The organism is Hyphomonas sp. CY54-11-8 (assembly GCF_000682735.1).
GTDB lineage: Bacteria > Pseudomonadota > Alphaproteobacteria > Caulobacterales > Hyphomonadaceae > Hyphomonas.
Window position 1 is genome coordinate 26,825 of record NZ_AWFD01000033.1, and the last position, 15,815, is coordinate 42,639.

General features: G+C 58.0%; 15 protein-coding genes. 9 read left to right on the plus strand and 6 right to left on the minus strand.

All coding sequences use genetic code 11. The features are described from left to right. The first annotated feature begins 290 nt into the window (after nt 1-290). From HY17_RS12890 to HY17_RS12905, 4 genes are all read left to right on the plus strand, one after another. A complete protein-coding gene (locus HY17_RS12890; RefSeq protein ID WP_034767184.1) occupies nt 291-1,436 on the plus strand; it encodes an FAD-dependent oxidoreductase in 1,146 nt (381 codons plus the stop codon). Between the two features lie 268 nt (nt 1,437-1,704). Further along, nucleotides 1,705-2,514 (plus strand): isochorismatase family protein, encoded by an 810-nt coding sequence (locus HY17_RS12895; protein WP_034767509.1) that lies wholly within the window; start codon nt 1,705-1,707, stop codon nt 2,512-2,514. A gap of 341 nt (nt 2,515-2,855) precedes the next feature. After that, nucleotides 2,856-3,341, plus strand: coding sequence for a YHS domain-containing (seleno)protein (locus HY17_RS12900; protein WP_034767511.1), 486 nt, complete (start codon nt 2,856-2,858; stop codon nt 3,339-3,341). Between the two features lie 74 nt (nt 3,342-3,415). Next, the gene (locus HY17_RS12905; RefSeq protein WP_034767186.1) at nt 3,416-3,877 is read left to right on the plus strand and encodes a nuclear transport factor 2 family protein; all 462 of its coding nucleotides are present in this window, start codon (nt 3,416-3,418) and stop codon (nt 3,875-3,877) included. 6 nt (nt 3,878-3,883) lie between these two features. Here the strand turns inward: HY17_RS12905 and ahpF are convergent, their stop codons facing one another. Together ahpF and ahpC are read right to left on the minus strand one after the other, a co-directional pair. After that, nucleotides 3,884-5,470, minus strand: coding sequence for an alkyl hydroperoxide reductase subunit F (gene ahpF, locus HY17_RS12910; protein WP_034767188.1), 1,587 nt, complete (start codon nt 5,468-5,470; stop codon nt 3,884-3,886). Between the two features lie 118 nt (nt 5,471-5,588). Next, on the minus strand, nt 5,589-6,152 hold the full coding sequence (gene ahpC, locus HY17_RS12915) for an alkyl hydroperoxide reductase subunit C (protein ID WP_034767190.1): 564 nt from the start codon (nt 6,150-6,152) through the stop codon (nt 5,589-5,591). A gap of 504 nt (nt 6,153-6,656) precedes the next feature. On the opposite strand from ahpC, the gene HY17_RS12920 reads away from it, so the two are divergent. The 4 genes from HY17_RS12920 to HY17_RS12935 all read left to right on the plus strand — a co-directional run bounded on the left by HY17_RS12920 (nt 6,657) and on the right by HY17_RS12935 (nt 11,023). Then, complete coding sequence (locus HY17_RS12920) at nt 6,657-8,231, plus strand: flavin monoamine oxidase family protein (protein WP_034767192.1); 1,575 nt, start codon at nt 6,657-6,659, stop codon at nt 8,229-8,231. Beyond that, entirely contained in the window at nt 8,228-8,680 is a 453-nt protein-coding gene (locus HY17_RS12925; protein WP_051600074.1) for a cytochrome c, read from the plus strand. Before HY17_RS12920 ends, HY17_RS12925 begins: the two co-directional genes overlap by 4 nt. Before the next feature lie 21 nt (nt 8,681-8,701). Then, nucleotides 8,702-9,196: a RidA family protein gene (locus tag HY17_RS12930; RefSeq protein WP_034767193.1), complete on the plus strand. Its 495-nt coding sequence runs from the start codon at nt 8,702-8,704 to the stop codon at nt 9,194-9,196. A gap of 123 nt (nt 9,197-9,319) precedes the next feature. After that, nucleotides 9,320-11,023: a class I adenylate-forming enzyme family protein gene (locus tag HY17_RS12935; RefSeq protein ID WP_034767196.1), complete on the plus strand. Its 1,704-nt coding sequence runs from the start codon at nt 9,320-9,322 to the stop codon at nt 11,021-11,023. 41 nt (nt 11,024-11,064) lie between these two features. On the opposite strand, the gene phnE is transcribed toward HY17_RS12935, so the two are convergent. From phnE to HY17_RS12950, 3 genes are read right to left on the minus strand one after another with little or no spacing between them, the layout of a single operon-like run. Further along, nucleotides 11,065-12,084: a phosphonate ABC transporter, permease protein PhnE gene (gene phnE, locus HY17_RS12940; RefSeq protein WP_051600075.1), complete on the minus strand. Its 1,020-nt coding sequence runs from the start codon at nt 12,082-12,084 to the stop codon at nt 11,065-11,067. 1 nt (nt 12,085) lies between these two features. Continuing rightward, complete coding sequence (locus tag HY17_RS12945) at nt 12,086-12,889, minus strand: phosphonate ABC transporter ATP-binding protein (RefSeq protein ID WP_081813138.1); 804 nt, start codon at nt 12,887-12,889, stop codon at nt 12,086-12,088. Between the two features lie 9 nt (nt 12,890-12,898). Beyond that, the gene (locus HY17_RS12950; protein ID WP_034767197.1) at nt 12,899-13,819 is read right to left on the minus strand and encodes a phosphate/phosphite/phosphonate ABC transporter substrate-binding protein; all 921 of its coding nucleotides are present in this window, start codon (nt 13,817-13,819) and stop codon (nt 12,899-12,901) included. A gap of 163 nt (nt 13,820-13,982) precedes the next feature. On the opposite strand from HY17_RS12950, the gene HY17_RS12955 reads away from it, so the two are divergent. Then, nucleotides 13,983-14,885 carry a MurR/RpiR family transcriptional regulator gene (locus HY17_RS12955; protein ID WP_034767199.1) on the plus strand — a complete coding sequence of 301 codons (903 nt, stop codon included), beginning with the start codon at nt 13,983-13,985 and terminating at the stop codon, nt 14,883-14,885. Here the strand turns inward: HY17_RS12955 and HY17_RS12960 are convergent. Beyond that, on the minus strand, nt 14,882-15,658 hold the full coding sequence (locus tag HY17_RS12960; protein ID WP_051600076.1) for an HAD-IIA family hydrolase: 777 nt from the start codon (nt 15,656-15,658) through the stop codon (nt 14,882-14,884). The genes HY17_RS12955 and HY17_RS12960 overlap by 4 nt on opposite strands. Nucleotides 15,659-15,815 lie beyond the last annotated feature (157 nt).

Sequence of the window (15,815 nt, forward strand, 5' to 3'; positions counted from 1 at the left end):
CAACCGCGCCGAGTCCAAACAGCCAGGATGAAGTTGGCATGTCAGATTGCCGCATCTGATTATTCCTGTTTCGCGATTGACCAAATACTCGGCACGAAAGGCTGCATTTACCCCCCCCGTCTTTTTTGGAGCATTGTCCAGTTTCAGGGCAACCATGATTGCGTCAGGTCAAAATCGCTGAATCAGCGAGCATTCCACTGGGCGACGCTATGCTCTGAAGGTCACGCCTTGACCCTTTAAAGGCAGAGCTCAACAGTCGCCTACGGGAACGCTTACGCATCGAGGAAATCATGAAACGTAGAGACTTTCTGGCGACAGGGACAGGCCTCGGCATCGCTGCCCTCACGGGGTGTACAACGACCACTACGGGATTTGCTCCCGCACCAGTGACCGGCGATGCGTTGGTCCAGTCCATCGATGCACCGATGCGGCCCATAAAATCCTCCATGAGCCGCGTGACTCGCACAATTGTCGGTCTTCGCCCCTTCCGAAAACCCGGTCCCCGGCTGGAAGCAGTGAAGATCGGTTCCAAGGATGTCGTGCACAATTACGGCCACGGCGGAGGCGGTGTCTCCCTTTCCTGGGGCGTTGCAGAAATGGCAGCGGCACTCGTCAAAAAGACGCACAGCGACAAGGTCGCCGTTCTGGGATCCGGATCTGTTGGCTTGTCGACAGCCATTCTTCTCCAACGTGCCGGCATAGATGTAACGATCTACGCCAAGGATTTCCCGCCTTACACGACCTCGAACGTTGCGGGCGCCATGTGGCACCCTGTGACCCTGTTTGAGAATGATCAGGTCTCCCAGGAAACCCTGGCCATGCTGGATCTCGCCTCCCGGATCGCCTTCAACCGGTTCATCCGCTTTGCCAATGATCCGAAATACGGCGTTTACTGGATCCGCCAGTATTCATTGAGCGACCGGCCCATGAGCACGATCCGCCCGTATGTGGGCGGCGACGCACTCTATCCTGGGCTCAAGCGCAACCAGCCCGGCGGTCCGTTCGGCTTCCCTTATTACGACGGGTACTACACGCTGATGATCGATCCGGACATTTACCTGCGTGCACTGGTAAATGATTTCCTCGCGGCCGGCGGCAAGATGAAGGAAATGGCGTTCGAGACCGAGGGCGACCTCGAAAAGCTGCCAGAGTCCAGTATCGTGAACTGCATGGGACTTGGTTCCGGAAAGGTGTTCGGAGACGAAAGCATCATTCCGGCGCGCGGCCAGCTTAGCTTCCTGTTGCCTCAGAACGACATCGATTATGGCTATGCCGGATCAACAGATGACTATGGCCTGCTTTATTCGTTCCCCAGGAAGACAGGCATTCTCTTGGGCGGATCAGTCGATAAGGGCGATTGGAGCCTTGAGCCTCGAGCGGACGAAATCCGCCGCATGGTCGAAGGACACGCCTACCTGGCTTCCAAGCTGGCTTAGCCACCAAGCAGCTTCATTTAGCTTACATCCATGACCTGGTCTTCGTTCTGAAGGCCCGGTCTTTTTGCGCGCAGTGTCAGACAAACTTTCCCACCCGCTTTCCGTCTCTTTGACGCGACCGGTCAAAACTGTGTCGTCCGCCGTCAATACCGGCGCAGCTCCGAGGAGTAGTCAGGATTCAGCTCACTTCTGAAGGGCAAGGCAACTCCAAACCGATGCCTCTCCCCAAGGAAAAGCGGAACCCAAAACGACTCTCATGGAGACCATCATGTTTACCTCCCGCCTCCCACTGAAACTCGCCCTGGCATCGGCCGGACTGGCCGGCCTGCTGTTCGCCCAGCAAACCGCCAGCGCTGAAACCGCCCGCGCCGCAACCGCAAAAATGCCGCCGGTCAATGACGGCCTTCCCATGCCGGGCTTCACAATCGATCCGGCAACGACTGCAATCGTCATCACCGATCCGCAAAATGACTTCCTGTCACCGGAAGGCGTGACCTGGGGCGTTGTTGGCCAGAGCATCACCGAGAACGGCACGGTCGAAAACCTCGAGGCGCTCTTCAAAGTTGCCGATGAGACCGGCATGCCCGTGTTCGTGTCGCCGCACTTCTATTTCGAACACGATCACAAATGGGAATTCGAAGGCACGCTTGAAACACTGATGCACAGCATCGGCATGTTCGACCGTCCGCACGCCCTGACCCTGGAAGGATTTGAAGGGTCCGGCGCCGATTGGCTCGATCGCTACAAACCCTACATCAACAACGGCAAGACGGTCGTCACCAGCCCGCACAAAGTCTACGGCCCGGAAACCAATGACCTCGTCCTTCAGCTTCGCAAGGCAGGCATTTCGAAAGTCATCCTCGGCGGCATGTCGTCGAACCTCTGCACGGAATCCCACATGCGCGAACTGATCGAGCAGGGCTTCGAAGTGATGGTGGTAACCGATGCGACCGCAGGCGCGATCACTCCGCTTTACAACGGCTATGATGCGTCCCTGACCAACTTCCGGATGATCGCCAGCTCAGTCGACAACACGGCAAACACCGTGAAAGCGATCAAGGCTGCTCACGGAAAGTAGTCTCCTCCCGATCCACGTCTCACCCACGTGGATGCCCCGCAGCCCGGCTGGTGGCTCTCCCCCTCTCTCCCCCACCAGCCGGGCCCTTTTGGGCCGCAATAGAATGCGCACCCGCCCTACAGATTCTCAGGAAGCACGACATGTTGCAGCAAGAACTCCTTTTCTCGCCGGAGCCAGAAATCGTCCCAGCACATGTCTTCTGCCTACTGATCATCCAAGTCAGTCTGAAGTTCACTGTCCAAGAGACTTCTGACGTCCATCGCCTGCCGGACGCCTCCCCGGTCCGGCAGGCACCTTCCCCACCGAGCCTGTGGCTCCAACCTCCCAAAAAGGAAATTGAAATGTCCCGTACAATCACACTCTCCGCCATGGTGATGGCCGCAGCCATCGCTACTGCCATGCCAGCTGCTGCTGAAGACGAGTACAACGTGTCGACCGGCATCACGACGGCGGGCGTACCGCTGGGCCTTCATGGCGTCGATGCTGTCGCGCTGACGACGCTGAACGCCGTTGCCGAAGGTGACGCACAATACACTGTCGTTGAAGACGGCGTGGCCTACTACTTCGCCTCCGAAGACTCCGCGAACAAGTTCAAAGCCAACCCGGCGATGTATGCACCTCAATATGGCGGCTTTTGCGCCTATGCGGTTGCTCTTGGCAAGAAGTTCGACGGTGACCCACAATATGCCGACATCGTGGATGGCAAGCTCTACCTGTTCGTGAATGCGGAGATCTTCGAAAAGTACAAGAAGGACTCCAAGCGTATTCTGGCCAAGGCCGAACGCACCTGGCCCCGCATCGAACACAAAGCCGTCGGCGACCTGTAAGCTCGTACGCGGGCGGCTGGTAACTGCTTCCAGCCGCTCATGCTTTCCTCCTGGAACACAAAGAGACAACAAACATGAGACCGCCCCTCCCGCCATTCACCGCTGAAACCGCAACGGAAAAAGTCCGCCTTGCAGAAGACGGCTGGAACAGCCGCAACCCAGAAAAAGTCTCTCTCGCCTACACGGAAGACAGCGCCTGGCGGAACCGTAGCCAGTTCATCACGGGGCGTGCCGAAATCGTCCGCTTCCTGACGGAGAAGTGGCAAAAGGAACAGGAATACCGCCTAATCAAGGAACTGTTCGCCTTTTCCGGCAATCGCATTGCCGTCCGCTATGCTTACGAATTCCATGACGCGAGCGGCCAATGGCATCGTGCCTATGGCAATGAGAACTGGGAGTTTGACGCAGAGGGCCTGATGCAGAAGCGCTATGCCAGCATCAATGATCTGAAGATCAGCGAAGCACAGCGTCTCTTTCACTGGTCGCAGGGCCGGCGCCCAGACGATCATCCAGATCTCAGCGAACTGGGCCTCTGACCGGGATCAGGCGTCCTCCAGAACCGGCGCCACCTCTGCCGGTGCCAACCGGATCAGGTAATCGAATGCGGAGAGGGCCGCCTTGGCCCCTTCGCCCATCGATATCACGATCTGCTTGTAGGGCGTCGTCGTCGCATCACCGGCCGCGAAGACGCCCGGAAGTGACGTCTGAGCCCGCATGTCCGTCACGATCTCTCCACGCTCGCTCAGTTCGATGCTGCCGCGCAGCCATTCCGTATTCGGCACAAGGCCGATCTGCACGAAGATACCTTCCAGCGCAACTTCGTGCAGTTCTTCGGTGTTTCGGTTCTTGTAGGCCAGACCTTTCACCTTGGCCCCATCGCCGAGGACCTCAGTCGTCATGGCCGACGTAATGATGGTGACATTCGGCAGGCTGCGCAGCTTGTTCTGAAGCACCGCATCAGCGCGCAGCTGCGTATCAAACTCGATCAGCGTCACATGGGCAACGAGCCCCGCAAGATCGATGGCGGCCTCCACGCCGGAATTACCGCCGCCGATGACCGAGACACGCTTGCCTTTGAAAAGTGGACCATCGCAGTGCGGACAGTAGGCAACTCCCTTGTTGCGGTACTCTTCCTCACCCGGCACGCCCATCTGGCGCCAACGCGCACCGGGGGCGAGGATCAGGCTGCGGGTCTTCAGGCTCGCGCCATTCTCCAGCACGACTTCATGCAGACCGCCTTCATCTTTCGCCGGAACAAGCTTCGAGGCCGTCTGGAGGTTCATCACATCGATGTCGTATTCCTTGATGTGCGCCTCCATCGCCGTGGCCAGCTTCGGCCCTTCCGTATACGGCACCGAGATCAGGTTCTCGATGCCCATCGTGTCCAGCACCTGCCCGCCAAGCCGTTCTGCGGCGATACCCGTGCGGATGCCCTTGCGGGCCGCGTAGATCGCGCCAGCTGCGCCGGCTGGACCGCCGCCGACAACCAGCACGTCAAACGGCTCTTTCTGCGAAATCTTTGCGGCCGTCTTTTCCTGCGCGCCAGTGTCCAGCTTCGCGAGGATCTGTTCGACCTCCATACGGCCGGACCCGAAGACTTCGCCGTTCAGGTACACAGTCGGCACAGCCATCACCTGACGTGCATCGACCTCTTCCTTGAATAGCGCGCCGTCAATCGCAGTATGACGGATGTTCGGATTGAGAACCGCCATCATGTTCAGCGCCTGAACCACGTCCGGGCAGTTCTGGCAGGACAGAGAGAAATAGGTTTCGAACTCAAACGGGCCATCGAGCGATTTGACCTGCTCGATGACCTCCGGCGCCACCTTGGGCGGATGTCCGCCGACCTGCAGCAGCGCGAGAACGAGCGATGTAAATTCATGGCCGAGCGGCAGGCCGGCAAAGCGCAGGCTAATGTCCGCCTCAGGCGTGGTGATAGCGAAGGACGGTGCGCGCGCATCGTCGCCGCGCTTCCAGCTGACCTTGTCGGAGAGCCCTGAGATTTCCTGCAGGAGTTCTTCCAGGTCTCGGCTGCCTTTGGTGTCATCCAAGGCTGCCACGAGTTCTACCGGGCGCCGGATGTTTTCCATATAGGCTTTGAGCTGGGTCTTCAGATTGGCATCCAACATGCGTCATCTCCTGCGAAGAGCGAGGCCGCACTGACTGGCAGCGCGATGTTCTGCGGGGAAAGGGAAAGCCGGCCGGCTGTGACACGCACAGCCAGCCGAAAAATGGAAAGCGGTCAGCTTAGATCTTGCCGACGAGTTCCAGCGACGGGGCGAGGGTTTCCGAACCTTCTTCCCATTTCGCCGGGCAGACCTGACCCGGGTTCGCGCGGACGTACTGGGCCGCTTTGACCTTGCGGACGAGTTCAGCCGCATTGCGGCCCACGCCTTCGCAGGTCACTTCGATCACCTGGATCACACCGTCCGGGTCGACCACGAACGTTCCGCGGTCAGCCAGGCCCATGTCTTCGCGCATATTGTCGAAGTTGCGGGTGATGGCGCCAGTCGGGTCGCCCAGCATGTAGTATTCGATCTTGCCGATGGCCGGCGAGGTCTCGTGCCAGGCCTTGTGGCTGAAGTGGGTATCAGTCGAGACTGCGAAGACTTCCACGCCCATGCTCTGCAGAGTTGCATACTCGGACTGCAGGTCTTCCAGTTCGGTCGGGCAGACGAAGGTGAAGTCTGCCGGGTAGAAGAAGAAGATTGCCCATTTGCCCTTCACGTCGGCTTCGCTGACCGACACGAATTTGCCTTGCTTGAACGCTTCGGCCTTGAAGGGCTTAATTTCAGTATTGATGAGGGACATTGTGGCTCCGTCTTGTTGTTGCTTGCCGGGACAGACCCAATACCCGTCCCATATGGCTTGCCAATAAATTGTGGTGGGACATATCGCGCGCTTGTTTTTAATTGTTGCGCGCCGCATCCCGCGACTGACGTTTCCTTCGCCCTGAACCTGTTTCTATAATCATTCTAAATTTGGAAACAAGGGCAGACCCGCCAGCGTCTGCAGCCATTCCACAAGTCGCTGCATTTTCTGGACTTATTCGGCCGAACTGCCCCACTCATACGCGCTGTGTCAGCTGGTTCTCGCCTCCCAGCCGAGCCGAACACGCCTCCGGTCTGGCGGAGAATCGGACTGCCGCTTCGGGGCAGCATTCCCTCCCTCGTGATTATGCCACACGGGGGCTCCGCCCCACCGGTCAATGCTGATTGAAATTTGGTCCGTTCCAAACAATGAGCCGATTCGCCCCAGTTTTTCCTTTACCTGCGCCCCCGGTCACCTACGACGAAAGGAAAAATGGAGGGTATTATGGAGGGAGCGACCCGTCGGTCTGCATTGGCGCTCATCGGGGCAACGGCTGGCAGTGCTGCGCTGTATGCCGCGATGAAGTCCATTCGACACGTCCAGCCGTCATCATATAAAGGCCCCATCAGGCTCGATGGAGATCCGAAAGGCGCGAAAGTCCTCATTCTCGGCGCCGGTCTCGCGGGCATGGTCGCAGCATTGGAACTTCGATCCGCAGGCTATGACGTCGAGGTATTGGAGTATCGCGAGAAAGCCGGCGGCCGTTGCTGGACGCTGCGCGGCGGTGACACCTACACCGAGCTCGGCGGCGCGAGCCAGAAGGTTTCCTTCAAAGGCGATAACTATATCAATCCGGGGCCCTGGCGGATTCCTTATGACCATCACGGCGTGCTGGACTACTGCCAGCGTCTAGGCGTCCAGCTGGAACCTTTCATCCAGCAAAACCACAACGCCTATATCCACAATAGCAAAGCGTTTGGCGGCAAGCCGCAACGTTTCAAACACATCGCCACGGACTATCGTGGCCAGACTTCGGAATTGCTTGCCAAGGCGGTCGACCAGAATCGTCTGGATGACATGCTGACGTCGGAAGACCGGGAAGCGCTGATTGAATCGCTCCGGGCGACCGGGGCACTGGACGACACCAATTCGTATAAGGCCGGGGACCTGACCAGCCGGTATCGCGGTTTTGGCAAACCGCCGGGCGCCGGCTTCAATGGCGCGCCATCCGCTTCGGATCCGATCAGCCTGTCCGAAATCCTTCAATCCGGCATGTGGGGCCGGCTGGCCGACGCAGACCTGCTGGATCACCAGATGCCGATGTTCCAACCGGTTGGCGGCATGGACATGATCGCGCAGGCATTTGCACGGGAAGTGGGTGACCTGATCCGCTTCAATTCCAAAGTCGTTTCGCTGCAACAGGACGATGATGGCGTGAAAGTCGCCTACGAAGACACTCGCACAGGCGACACACTGACAGCTCAAGCGGACTGGTGTGTTTGTACCGTACCATTCTCGATCCTTGGCCAGATGGATCACAATCTGTCACCGGAACTCACAGCGGCGGTGAACAATGTCTTCTATCGCGGATCCGCCAAATGGGGCCTCGAATTCAAACGCCGGTTCTGGGAGCAGGATGAACATATCTATGGCGGGATCAGCTATACCGATCTTCCCATTGAAATGATCTCTTACCCCTCAACAGGCCTCTTCACCAAGGGCCCGGCCGTCTTGCTGGGCGGCTACACATGGGATGACGCGCAGGCATACGAGTTCAACGCCATGCAACCGGAAGACAGGATCAAATGGGCACTTGAATTCGGGTCGAAACTCCATCCGCAATATCTTGAAGAATTCAAGACCGGCGTCAGCGTCGTCTGGCACAAGGTGCCATGGGTGCTCGGCTGCTTCGGTATCTGGCGGGACAAGGAAGCTCACTACGCAAATGCGGTGAAGATCGACAACCGTGTTGTCTGCGCCGGCGAGCACGTGTCTTATCTCGGTGCCTGGCTGGAAGGCGCAATTGAATCTTCACTCGACGCGATTGGCCGTCTGCATGACAAGGTGATCAACGGATGAGACATCAAGCCCGATTCCCCCGCACCGCGCTGACCGTTCTCGCTTTCTCGGCCGTTGCCCTCAACATGCAGGCCGATCAAGGCATCCCTGAAATTACAAGCTTCGAACCGACGCCACTTGAGAAGAAAATATTCGACGGCCCGGGCGTCACTGTGACCAGCGGCGAAGAGATTTACTCCACGCTCTGTGCGGGCTGCCATATGCCAAAAGGTGAAGGCGCAGTTGGCGGTGGCATGTACCCCGCCCTCGCGGGGAATGATAAGCTTGAGTATCCGGATTATGCTGTCTTTATCGTCCTGAACGGGTACAAAGCGATGCCATCATTCGCCCACACGCTTTCCGACGAGCAGGTTGCCGCGGTCGTCAATTACCTGCAGTCCGGACTGGGTAAAAATTCTTATGAACCGACCGCTACTGTCGAACAGGTCGAGCTAAGCCGGCCTCAATAATCTGAATACGGAGTGAAACCTATGCGCTTTACCATCCCTCTTCTTTCGATTGCCGCCGTCGCGCTTGCTGCCTGCGGCGCCGCCGACAGTGAAGTCATCCGTCACAAGATTCCAGGATCCGACTTCCCGATCCTTCAAGCGGTTGAAGTGCCCGCCGATGCGACACTGGTCTACCTGAGCGGCGCCGGCCCGGCGGTCACCGACGAAACTGCTGAACCGCGAACCCCGGCGGCCTATGGGGATATTACAACCCAGACCGAAACCACTCTGGCGACGATCGAATCCCGCCTTGAGGGTCTCGGATTGACGATGAGTGATGTCATCAAAATGCAGGTCTATATTGTTGCCGCTCCGGGCGAAGACTCGCTGGACTTTGGCGGCTTCATGGAAGGTTACGTGAAGTTCTTCGGGACAGAAGAGCAACCGAACCTGCCGACCCGCTCGGTGTTCGAGGTCGCCGGTCTCGCCAACCCGGGTTGGCTGATCGAAATCGAAGTTGTTGCTGTTCGCGACTAGTTTCTACGTTCCGGCGTTTCTCAGCGCCGGAACGCTCTTTCCGGGCTTTGCTTGCCCCTACGCAAATCATTTCCTTCACCGGTAAGGCATGTATGATCCCCAAAAATACCATTGGGGAGAGACATGCACTACGCAGAACTTCTGAAGGCGCGCGAGGAACTGACCGGTCCGGGCGGTGATTTCGAAATCACCGAGGCTGAGGTTCTTGGCCACACGCTCCGTGTTTACAAGAATGCCCCACCGAGCATTCGCGAAGTCTGGCTCGCCACCAGGGATTTCGCCGACCGGACCTATCTTGTCTATGAAGGTGAGCGCCTCACCTATGCCGAAGCGCACAAGCAGACGGATGCCATAGCAGCGTGGTTGTTCGATCATGGCGTCCAGCCGGGCGACCGGGTCGCCGTGGCCATGCGCAACTATCCGGAGTGGCTTCTCATTTACTGGGCCTGTGTGTCGGTCGGGATCACCGTGGTTGGCATGAACGCCTGGTGGACCGCCGAGGAAATGGCCTACGCCTTGAAAGACTCCGAACCGAAAGTCCTGTTCCTCGATGCTGAACGGCTCGAACGGATCAGGGGCCGCGATGACCTGACAGGCTCAATGAAAGTCGTCGGAGTCCGGATCCCCGACCTGCCGGCTAACGTAATACCGTGGAGCGACGTCATTTCCCACGGCGGCGAGATGCCGGATGTTACTGTCGACCCCGACTCTGATGCGTGTATCTTCTATACGTCTGGCACGACCGGCTTCCCCAAGGGGGCCCAACTCACCCAACGCGGGTGCGTCGCCAATCTCATGAACATGATGTATGCCGGGGCTTCCACGGCACTTGCGATTCAGCGCGCAACCGGCATCGAACCTCCGGAAGATCCGCCGCCACCCGTGTCCCTCCTGACGACGCCTCTTTTCCACGTCACCGCCAACAATTGCGGCGCGTACGCCACCACAGCGGCCGGTGGCACGATCATCCTGATGTACCGCTGGGATGCCGGCGAAGCGCTGAAAATCATCGAGCGCGAGAAAGTTACCAGCCTAGGCGGCGTGCCGGTCATGGGTCGGGAACTGATCAATCACCCAGACTTTGCCAAGACCGATACATCCAGCCTTGTCCAGCTTTCGGGCGGTGGGGCACAGGTGCCGCCTGATCTGGTCCACAAGATCGAATCCAGCATCGCGACCGCCCGCCCGGCCACCGGGTATGGCATGACCGAAACATGCGGAATCATTACTTCCGTTTCGGCGGATTTCTTCGTCGACAAGCCGGACAGCGCCGGACCGTCCATGCCGAACTTCGAGGTCAAATGCGTGGACGAGCTCGGTGAAACCGTCGCCCCCGGCGAGCTGGGCGAGCTCTGGGTCAAAGGCTCCTCGGTCATCAAGGGCTATATCAACCGTCCCGAAGCAACCGCGGAATCGATCACCGATGGATGGCTCCACACCGGCGATATCGCCCGGATCGACAAGGACGGGTTCATCTATATCGTCGACCGCAAAAAGGACATGGTCCTTCGCGGCGGCGAAAACGTCTACTGCGCCGAAGTGGAATCTGTTGCTTATACTCATCCGGCAGTGGCCGAGTGCAGTGTGTTTGGCGTCCCTGACGATCGGCTGGGAGAAGAAGTAGGTATCGCCATCGTCCTGAAGCCAGGCGAAAAACTGACCGCTGACGAATTCCGGGCCCACTGTGCAACCGCCATGGCAAAGCACAAAGTGCCCCGCTATGTCTGGTTCATCGCGGATGCCCTGCCCCGGAATGCCAGTGGCAAGTTCGTGAAACGTGACCTGCGTGACCGTCTGAGCGCCGAACTCCAGAACGCCGGGCAATAAACCTGCACCATTGATCGTGGGGCGGCCTGAGCCCGGCCGCCCTAGATCAGCTTGTGTCGAATTTTCGCCGCCAGCGCATCCAATGTCAGCACCGACAGGAAAATTATCAGCAAGATCGTCGCGACATGGTCGTATTGGAACATGTCGTACCGACCTTTCAGCTCCTGCCCGATCCCGCCAGCCCCAACGAGGCCGATTACCGTACCCATACGGATATTGCGATCGAGGATATAGAAGCTCAGCGCGGTATAACTTGGCAACACTTGTGGCAGCACGGCCAAGCGCAATACAGCAAAGTCGCCCGCCCCGGTCGCGCGTACGGCATCCTGCGGAACCTTGTCGGCCGCCTCGATCTCCTCAGCGAAGAACTTGGCCAGGAACCCCACGCTATGTAACGCCAGAGCAAGAATACCTGCGATGGCGCCAAATCCGAACGCCAACACCAGAAAGAGCGCGCTGATCAGCTCCGGGACAGCACGCAGGAACGAAATGAAGCTGCGCGCGATTGCATACAGTGCCGAGTGGGGGGTGAAATTGCGCGCGGCAATCCAGGACAATGGCAGGCTCATCAATACGGCAAACAGGCTGGCCCATATGGCCATCTCCACCGTTTCCAACATCTTGCCGAGCGTAAAGGTCAGATATCCGGCAGGCTCGACGAGAAATGTTTTTTCCACAGTCGTCGTTGTCATCTGCATGGTCTCAGGGTCCAGCGCAGATTCTTCCACTCGCTCAGTTTCGAGACGTGAAAACAGAGGAAGGCGCGCCGGATCGAAATCGTCGATCAGGGATACCGGTGTTCGCTCCGCGATGGCGATCGGGTACATCTGTTGAGTGACGCTGCCGATGCCCCGCCCGATCTGGGACGATTCCTTCAATCCTACACTTGCCTGAAGAAATTCACCCAATTGGCTGGAAAGCCGGTGCAGTTCGATCCGATGAGCAGAAACGGACAGTAGCACGAACGCAACCACAACCGTCAGAACAGTCTTCCAGCCAAAAGCCGGGCGCACGCGCCAATGCGCAGCGTCCACACGTCCGGTCACCGCGCTCTCTGACATATCAGGCTACCGCCATTGAAAGAGAAAAGCCTTCACGTTCCGCGCCAAAGATGCGGGCAAGCATGTCCTGGCTGAGCTGGCTTGGTGGACCGTCAAATACGATCCGCCCCTCACGTAACCCGATGATGCGGTCAGCATAGGTGCGAGAGAGGTTAATCTGGTGTAACGAACAGAGAACTGCTGCGCCCTGCTCCTCTGCGCACCGGCGGAGCAGCCCCATGACATCCTGCGCCGTTTGCGGATCGAGACTGGCAACCGGCTCGTCTGCCAGGATCAGTTTTGGAAAATTGATCAGAGCACGGGCTATGCCGACACGCTGCTTCTGGCCACCGGAAAGACCGCTCACCGGCCGGTTCACATGCCCCTCTTCCAGACCGACGTGCGCAAGCAAACCGCAGGCTCTATCCTGAACAGACTTTGAATAGGCTTGGAACAACACTCGCCACATTGGCAAATCAGGCACCGTGCCGGCCATGACGTTCTGCGCCGCCGTCAGGCGTGCTGAAAGGCCAAAATCCTGATGCACCATGCCGACATTGCGGCGTAGGTTGCGCATCGTTCTCGGCGAGAGTTTCACCCCGCCGACATCAATGAATCCCGCGTCCAGTGGGGTTAGACCGATAACCGAGCGCAGCAGTGTGGTTTTACCGGATCCAGACGCACCGAGCAGAACACAGAAGCTCCCCGGCTCAATCCGCAGAGACACACTGTCAAGGACAGTTGGACCGTCCGCAAAGGTCTTGCACGCGGCATCAACCGTCAGAACTGCCTGGGGGCCTATTGAACAGGATCGCGTATTGTTCATTCGGTTCAATCAGGAGCCGGACTTGAGCAAAATGGCGGCTTGATAGTCGGTGTCGATAAAGCCGATCGTACTTGCCATTGCTTCGAACAGTTCATCGGAAACATCTGTGTTGTAACGATCCACCTGTTTGCCACCATAGCCCCGGATGGACTCTGGCCGGATACCAGGCATCTCATGAACACTCCCAAGAGAAGACCTGAGAGAAGCCTTCACAGACGGCGACAATCCCGGATGCATCGCAATGGGGGGATTCGGAATTGGGTCCGACTTAATCAGCAGGCGGAATCCTGACGCGCTAAGGCCACCCTGATTTACCGCCCGCTCAAACGATATGAATGATGCGCCAGCAGCATCGACCAGGCCATTCTGCAGCGCCAGCAGGCTGTTAGCGTGGCTCCCCGTAATACGAACAGCATCAAGATCCCGAAGCGGATCAACACCGGCTTTCGATAACATCGCCAGCGGGTAGGAAAAGCTGCTTGCCGAGTGCTGTGATCCAAGCGCTATGGACTTTCCGATCAGATCATCTGGAGTGTCGATCCCGGAATCCCGGGACACAAAGACACCCGCATAATAGGTCGAACTGCCGTCTCGTTCTTCAATGGCTAAAAGGTCTGCGCAGCCGCGCTTGTGCGCTTCCACATAAGACACAGGCCCGAGCCAGGCAATTTCCGCCTGGCCAGCGCACATGCCTTCGATAACCGCAGAATAGCTTTGCCCGGTCTGGACATCGAAATGGATTCCGCTGGTGCGGGTTATTGCATTGAACAATGGGAGAAAATCGGCCCGCGTTCCATCTTCTGTCCCGCCATCCGCCGGAATTAACAGCACACGGAGCGGACTGCCCGCCGCGCCGGTACGCTCAGCACTGGCCGGGAATCCGCCTAGGCAAAAACCCATCAGGACGATCAGGAGCATTCCCAGACGCATGTCAGACCCCTCTCAATCCAGGCAGCGCCCCCTTGTGCGCCGCAACAATACTCAGGATCTTCGATAACAGCCGCTTGTGACATTGGTGTAACGGAGTCAGTGCATTCTTGACCTTTCTTGAACTAAATTCAATTAATGTGATACGAACCTTAGGAAGCGATCAATGTCCGAGAGCAAACCCAAACGCAAAGCCGCAACCAAAAAGCGCGGCGACGTTCCAATCGTCGACAATGTGATGACGCGGATCCGGGTGCGTCACGCTTCTCTCGGTCCAAGCACTCGCTCCATAGCTGATTTTATCCTGGAGAACCCCCGCCAGGTAGTCGGCATGTCCGTCACCGAACTTGCTGAAGCAACGGGTGCCAGCGACGGAAGCGTCATCAACCTTTGCCGCCAGCTGGATTTGTCCGGTTTTCAACAGCTCAAACTCAGCCTAGCCCAGGAAGTCGTTCAGCCCGTCCAGTTCATCCACGAAGACCTACGTCCCTCGGACACAACACCGACCGTATGCCGGAAAACCTTCCACGCCGGTATTCAGGCCTTGCGTGACACGCTCTCGATTCTGGATGCCGATGCTGTCGACGAAGCTGTCCGCATTATCCGCGCGGCCGATCGTGTAGAAATATATGGCATTGGTTCCTCCGCCCCCATTGCAGAGGACGCGCAGTATCGCATGCTGCGGATCGGCATTGATGCCAAAGTCGTCGTGGACAGCCACATACAGGCGATCAGCGCCTCACGTACGGGACCGAAAGTGGCCGTGCTGACCATATCTCACTCAGGCGCGACGCACGAAACACTTGCCGCGACACGCCTCGCCAAAGAGGCTGGCGCCAAGACAATCATCGTCACGAACTTCTCCAGTTCGCCCCTGCAAGCCTATGCAGACGTGAAACTTTTCACCATGGCTCGCGAGACCAAGTTCCGGACCGAGGCCATGACCAGCCGCATCGCGCAGCTTTGCGTGCTTGACGCGCTGATCGCGGCGCTCGCCCTCGCCGATTATGACCGCGCGACCGACACACTCCGGAAAACATTCGATGTTTTGTCCTTGAAGCGCTTCTAGAAACTGACTTCCCGAGCTAGGGCCTCCAGCACACCCGGTTCATCCGCACGAACCATCAGGGAATGCATGCCTAATCCCTGCGCCCCCGCCAGATCGGTGGCAGGATTATCCCCCAGCATGACAACCATCTCAGGTGAGAGATCGAGCGCACGGCAGGCTTTCAGATACAGCCCGGGCTTCGGCTTTCCTACGACCTCCATATCCACAGCATCGAGATTTACGCACGATCCGAGTGCTGACAGGAGCGCCCCTGTCTCTGGCTTGATCCGCCCTTCGGCGCCGGGATGCGTGAGATCCGGATTTGCAACAATCAGGCGCGCACCCTTCCGAAGCGCATTCGCAGCGCGCTCCAGTCGGCTATAGCTAAACCGCGTATCCCGTAGCAGGACAACCACATCCGCTTCATCCCGGTTCAGCCGAATGCCAGTATTGCGAGCGACAGCCCGCATACGCGGATGCGCCAGAACCATGACATCGACCAACCCCGCCTTGGACGCGCGATCAATTGCCTCGACACCCGCCAGCACGATTTGTTCACGCTGCATGGTAATGCCGGAACTGGAAAGTATCTCCAGGAAGTCATCCACGGTATTGGTGGAATTATTCGATACGATGGCTGCCCGGGTCTGGTGCGCCCGCAGAAAAGCGGCGGCTGACTCGGTCAATTGATTGTCGATGGCACAGCAACCATCCCAGTCGATAAGGAAGCCTCTGGCCGATTGCGCAACGTGCGCGATCTCGGCCGATGAGGCGGGCAAAAAGCCATGCGCCATGCAATTCACTCCAGAACTCAATCCGATATTTGAATTTTTCTCAATTACAAACCAAGTCTAATGTAAATACTATTCATATCAATTTTATTCAAAGTTCACAGAAGTGTTGCGATGGCTGTCTAGATCGGCGGCGTGGCGAGTGCGGTCAACCGACCGC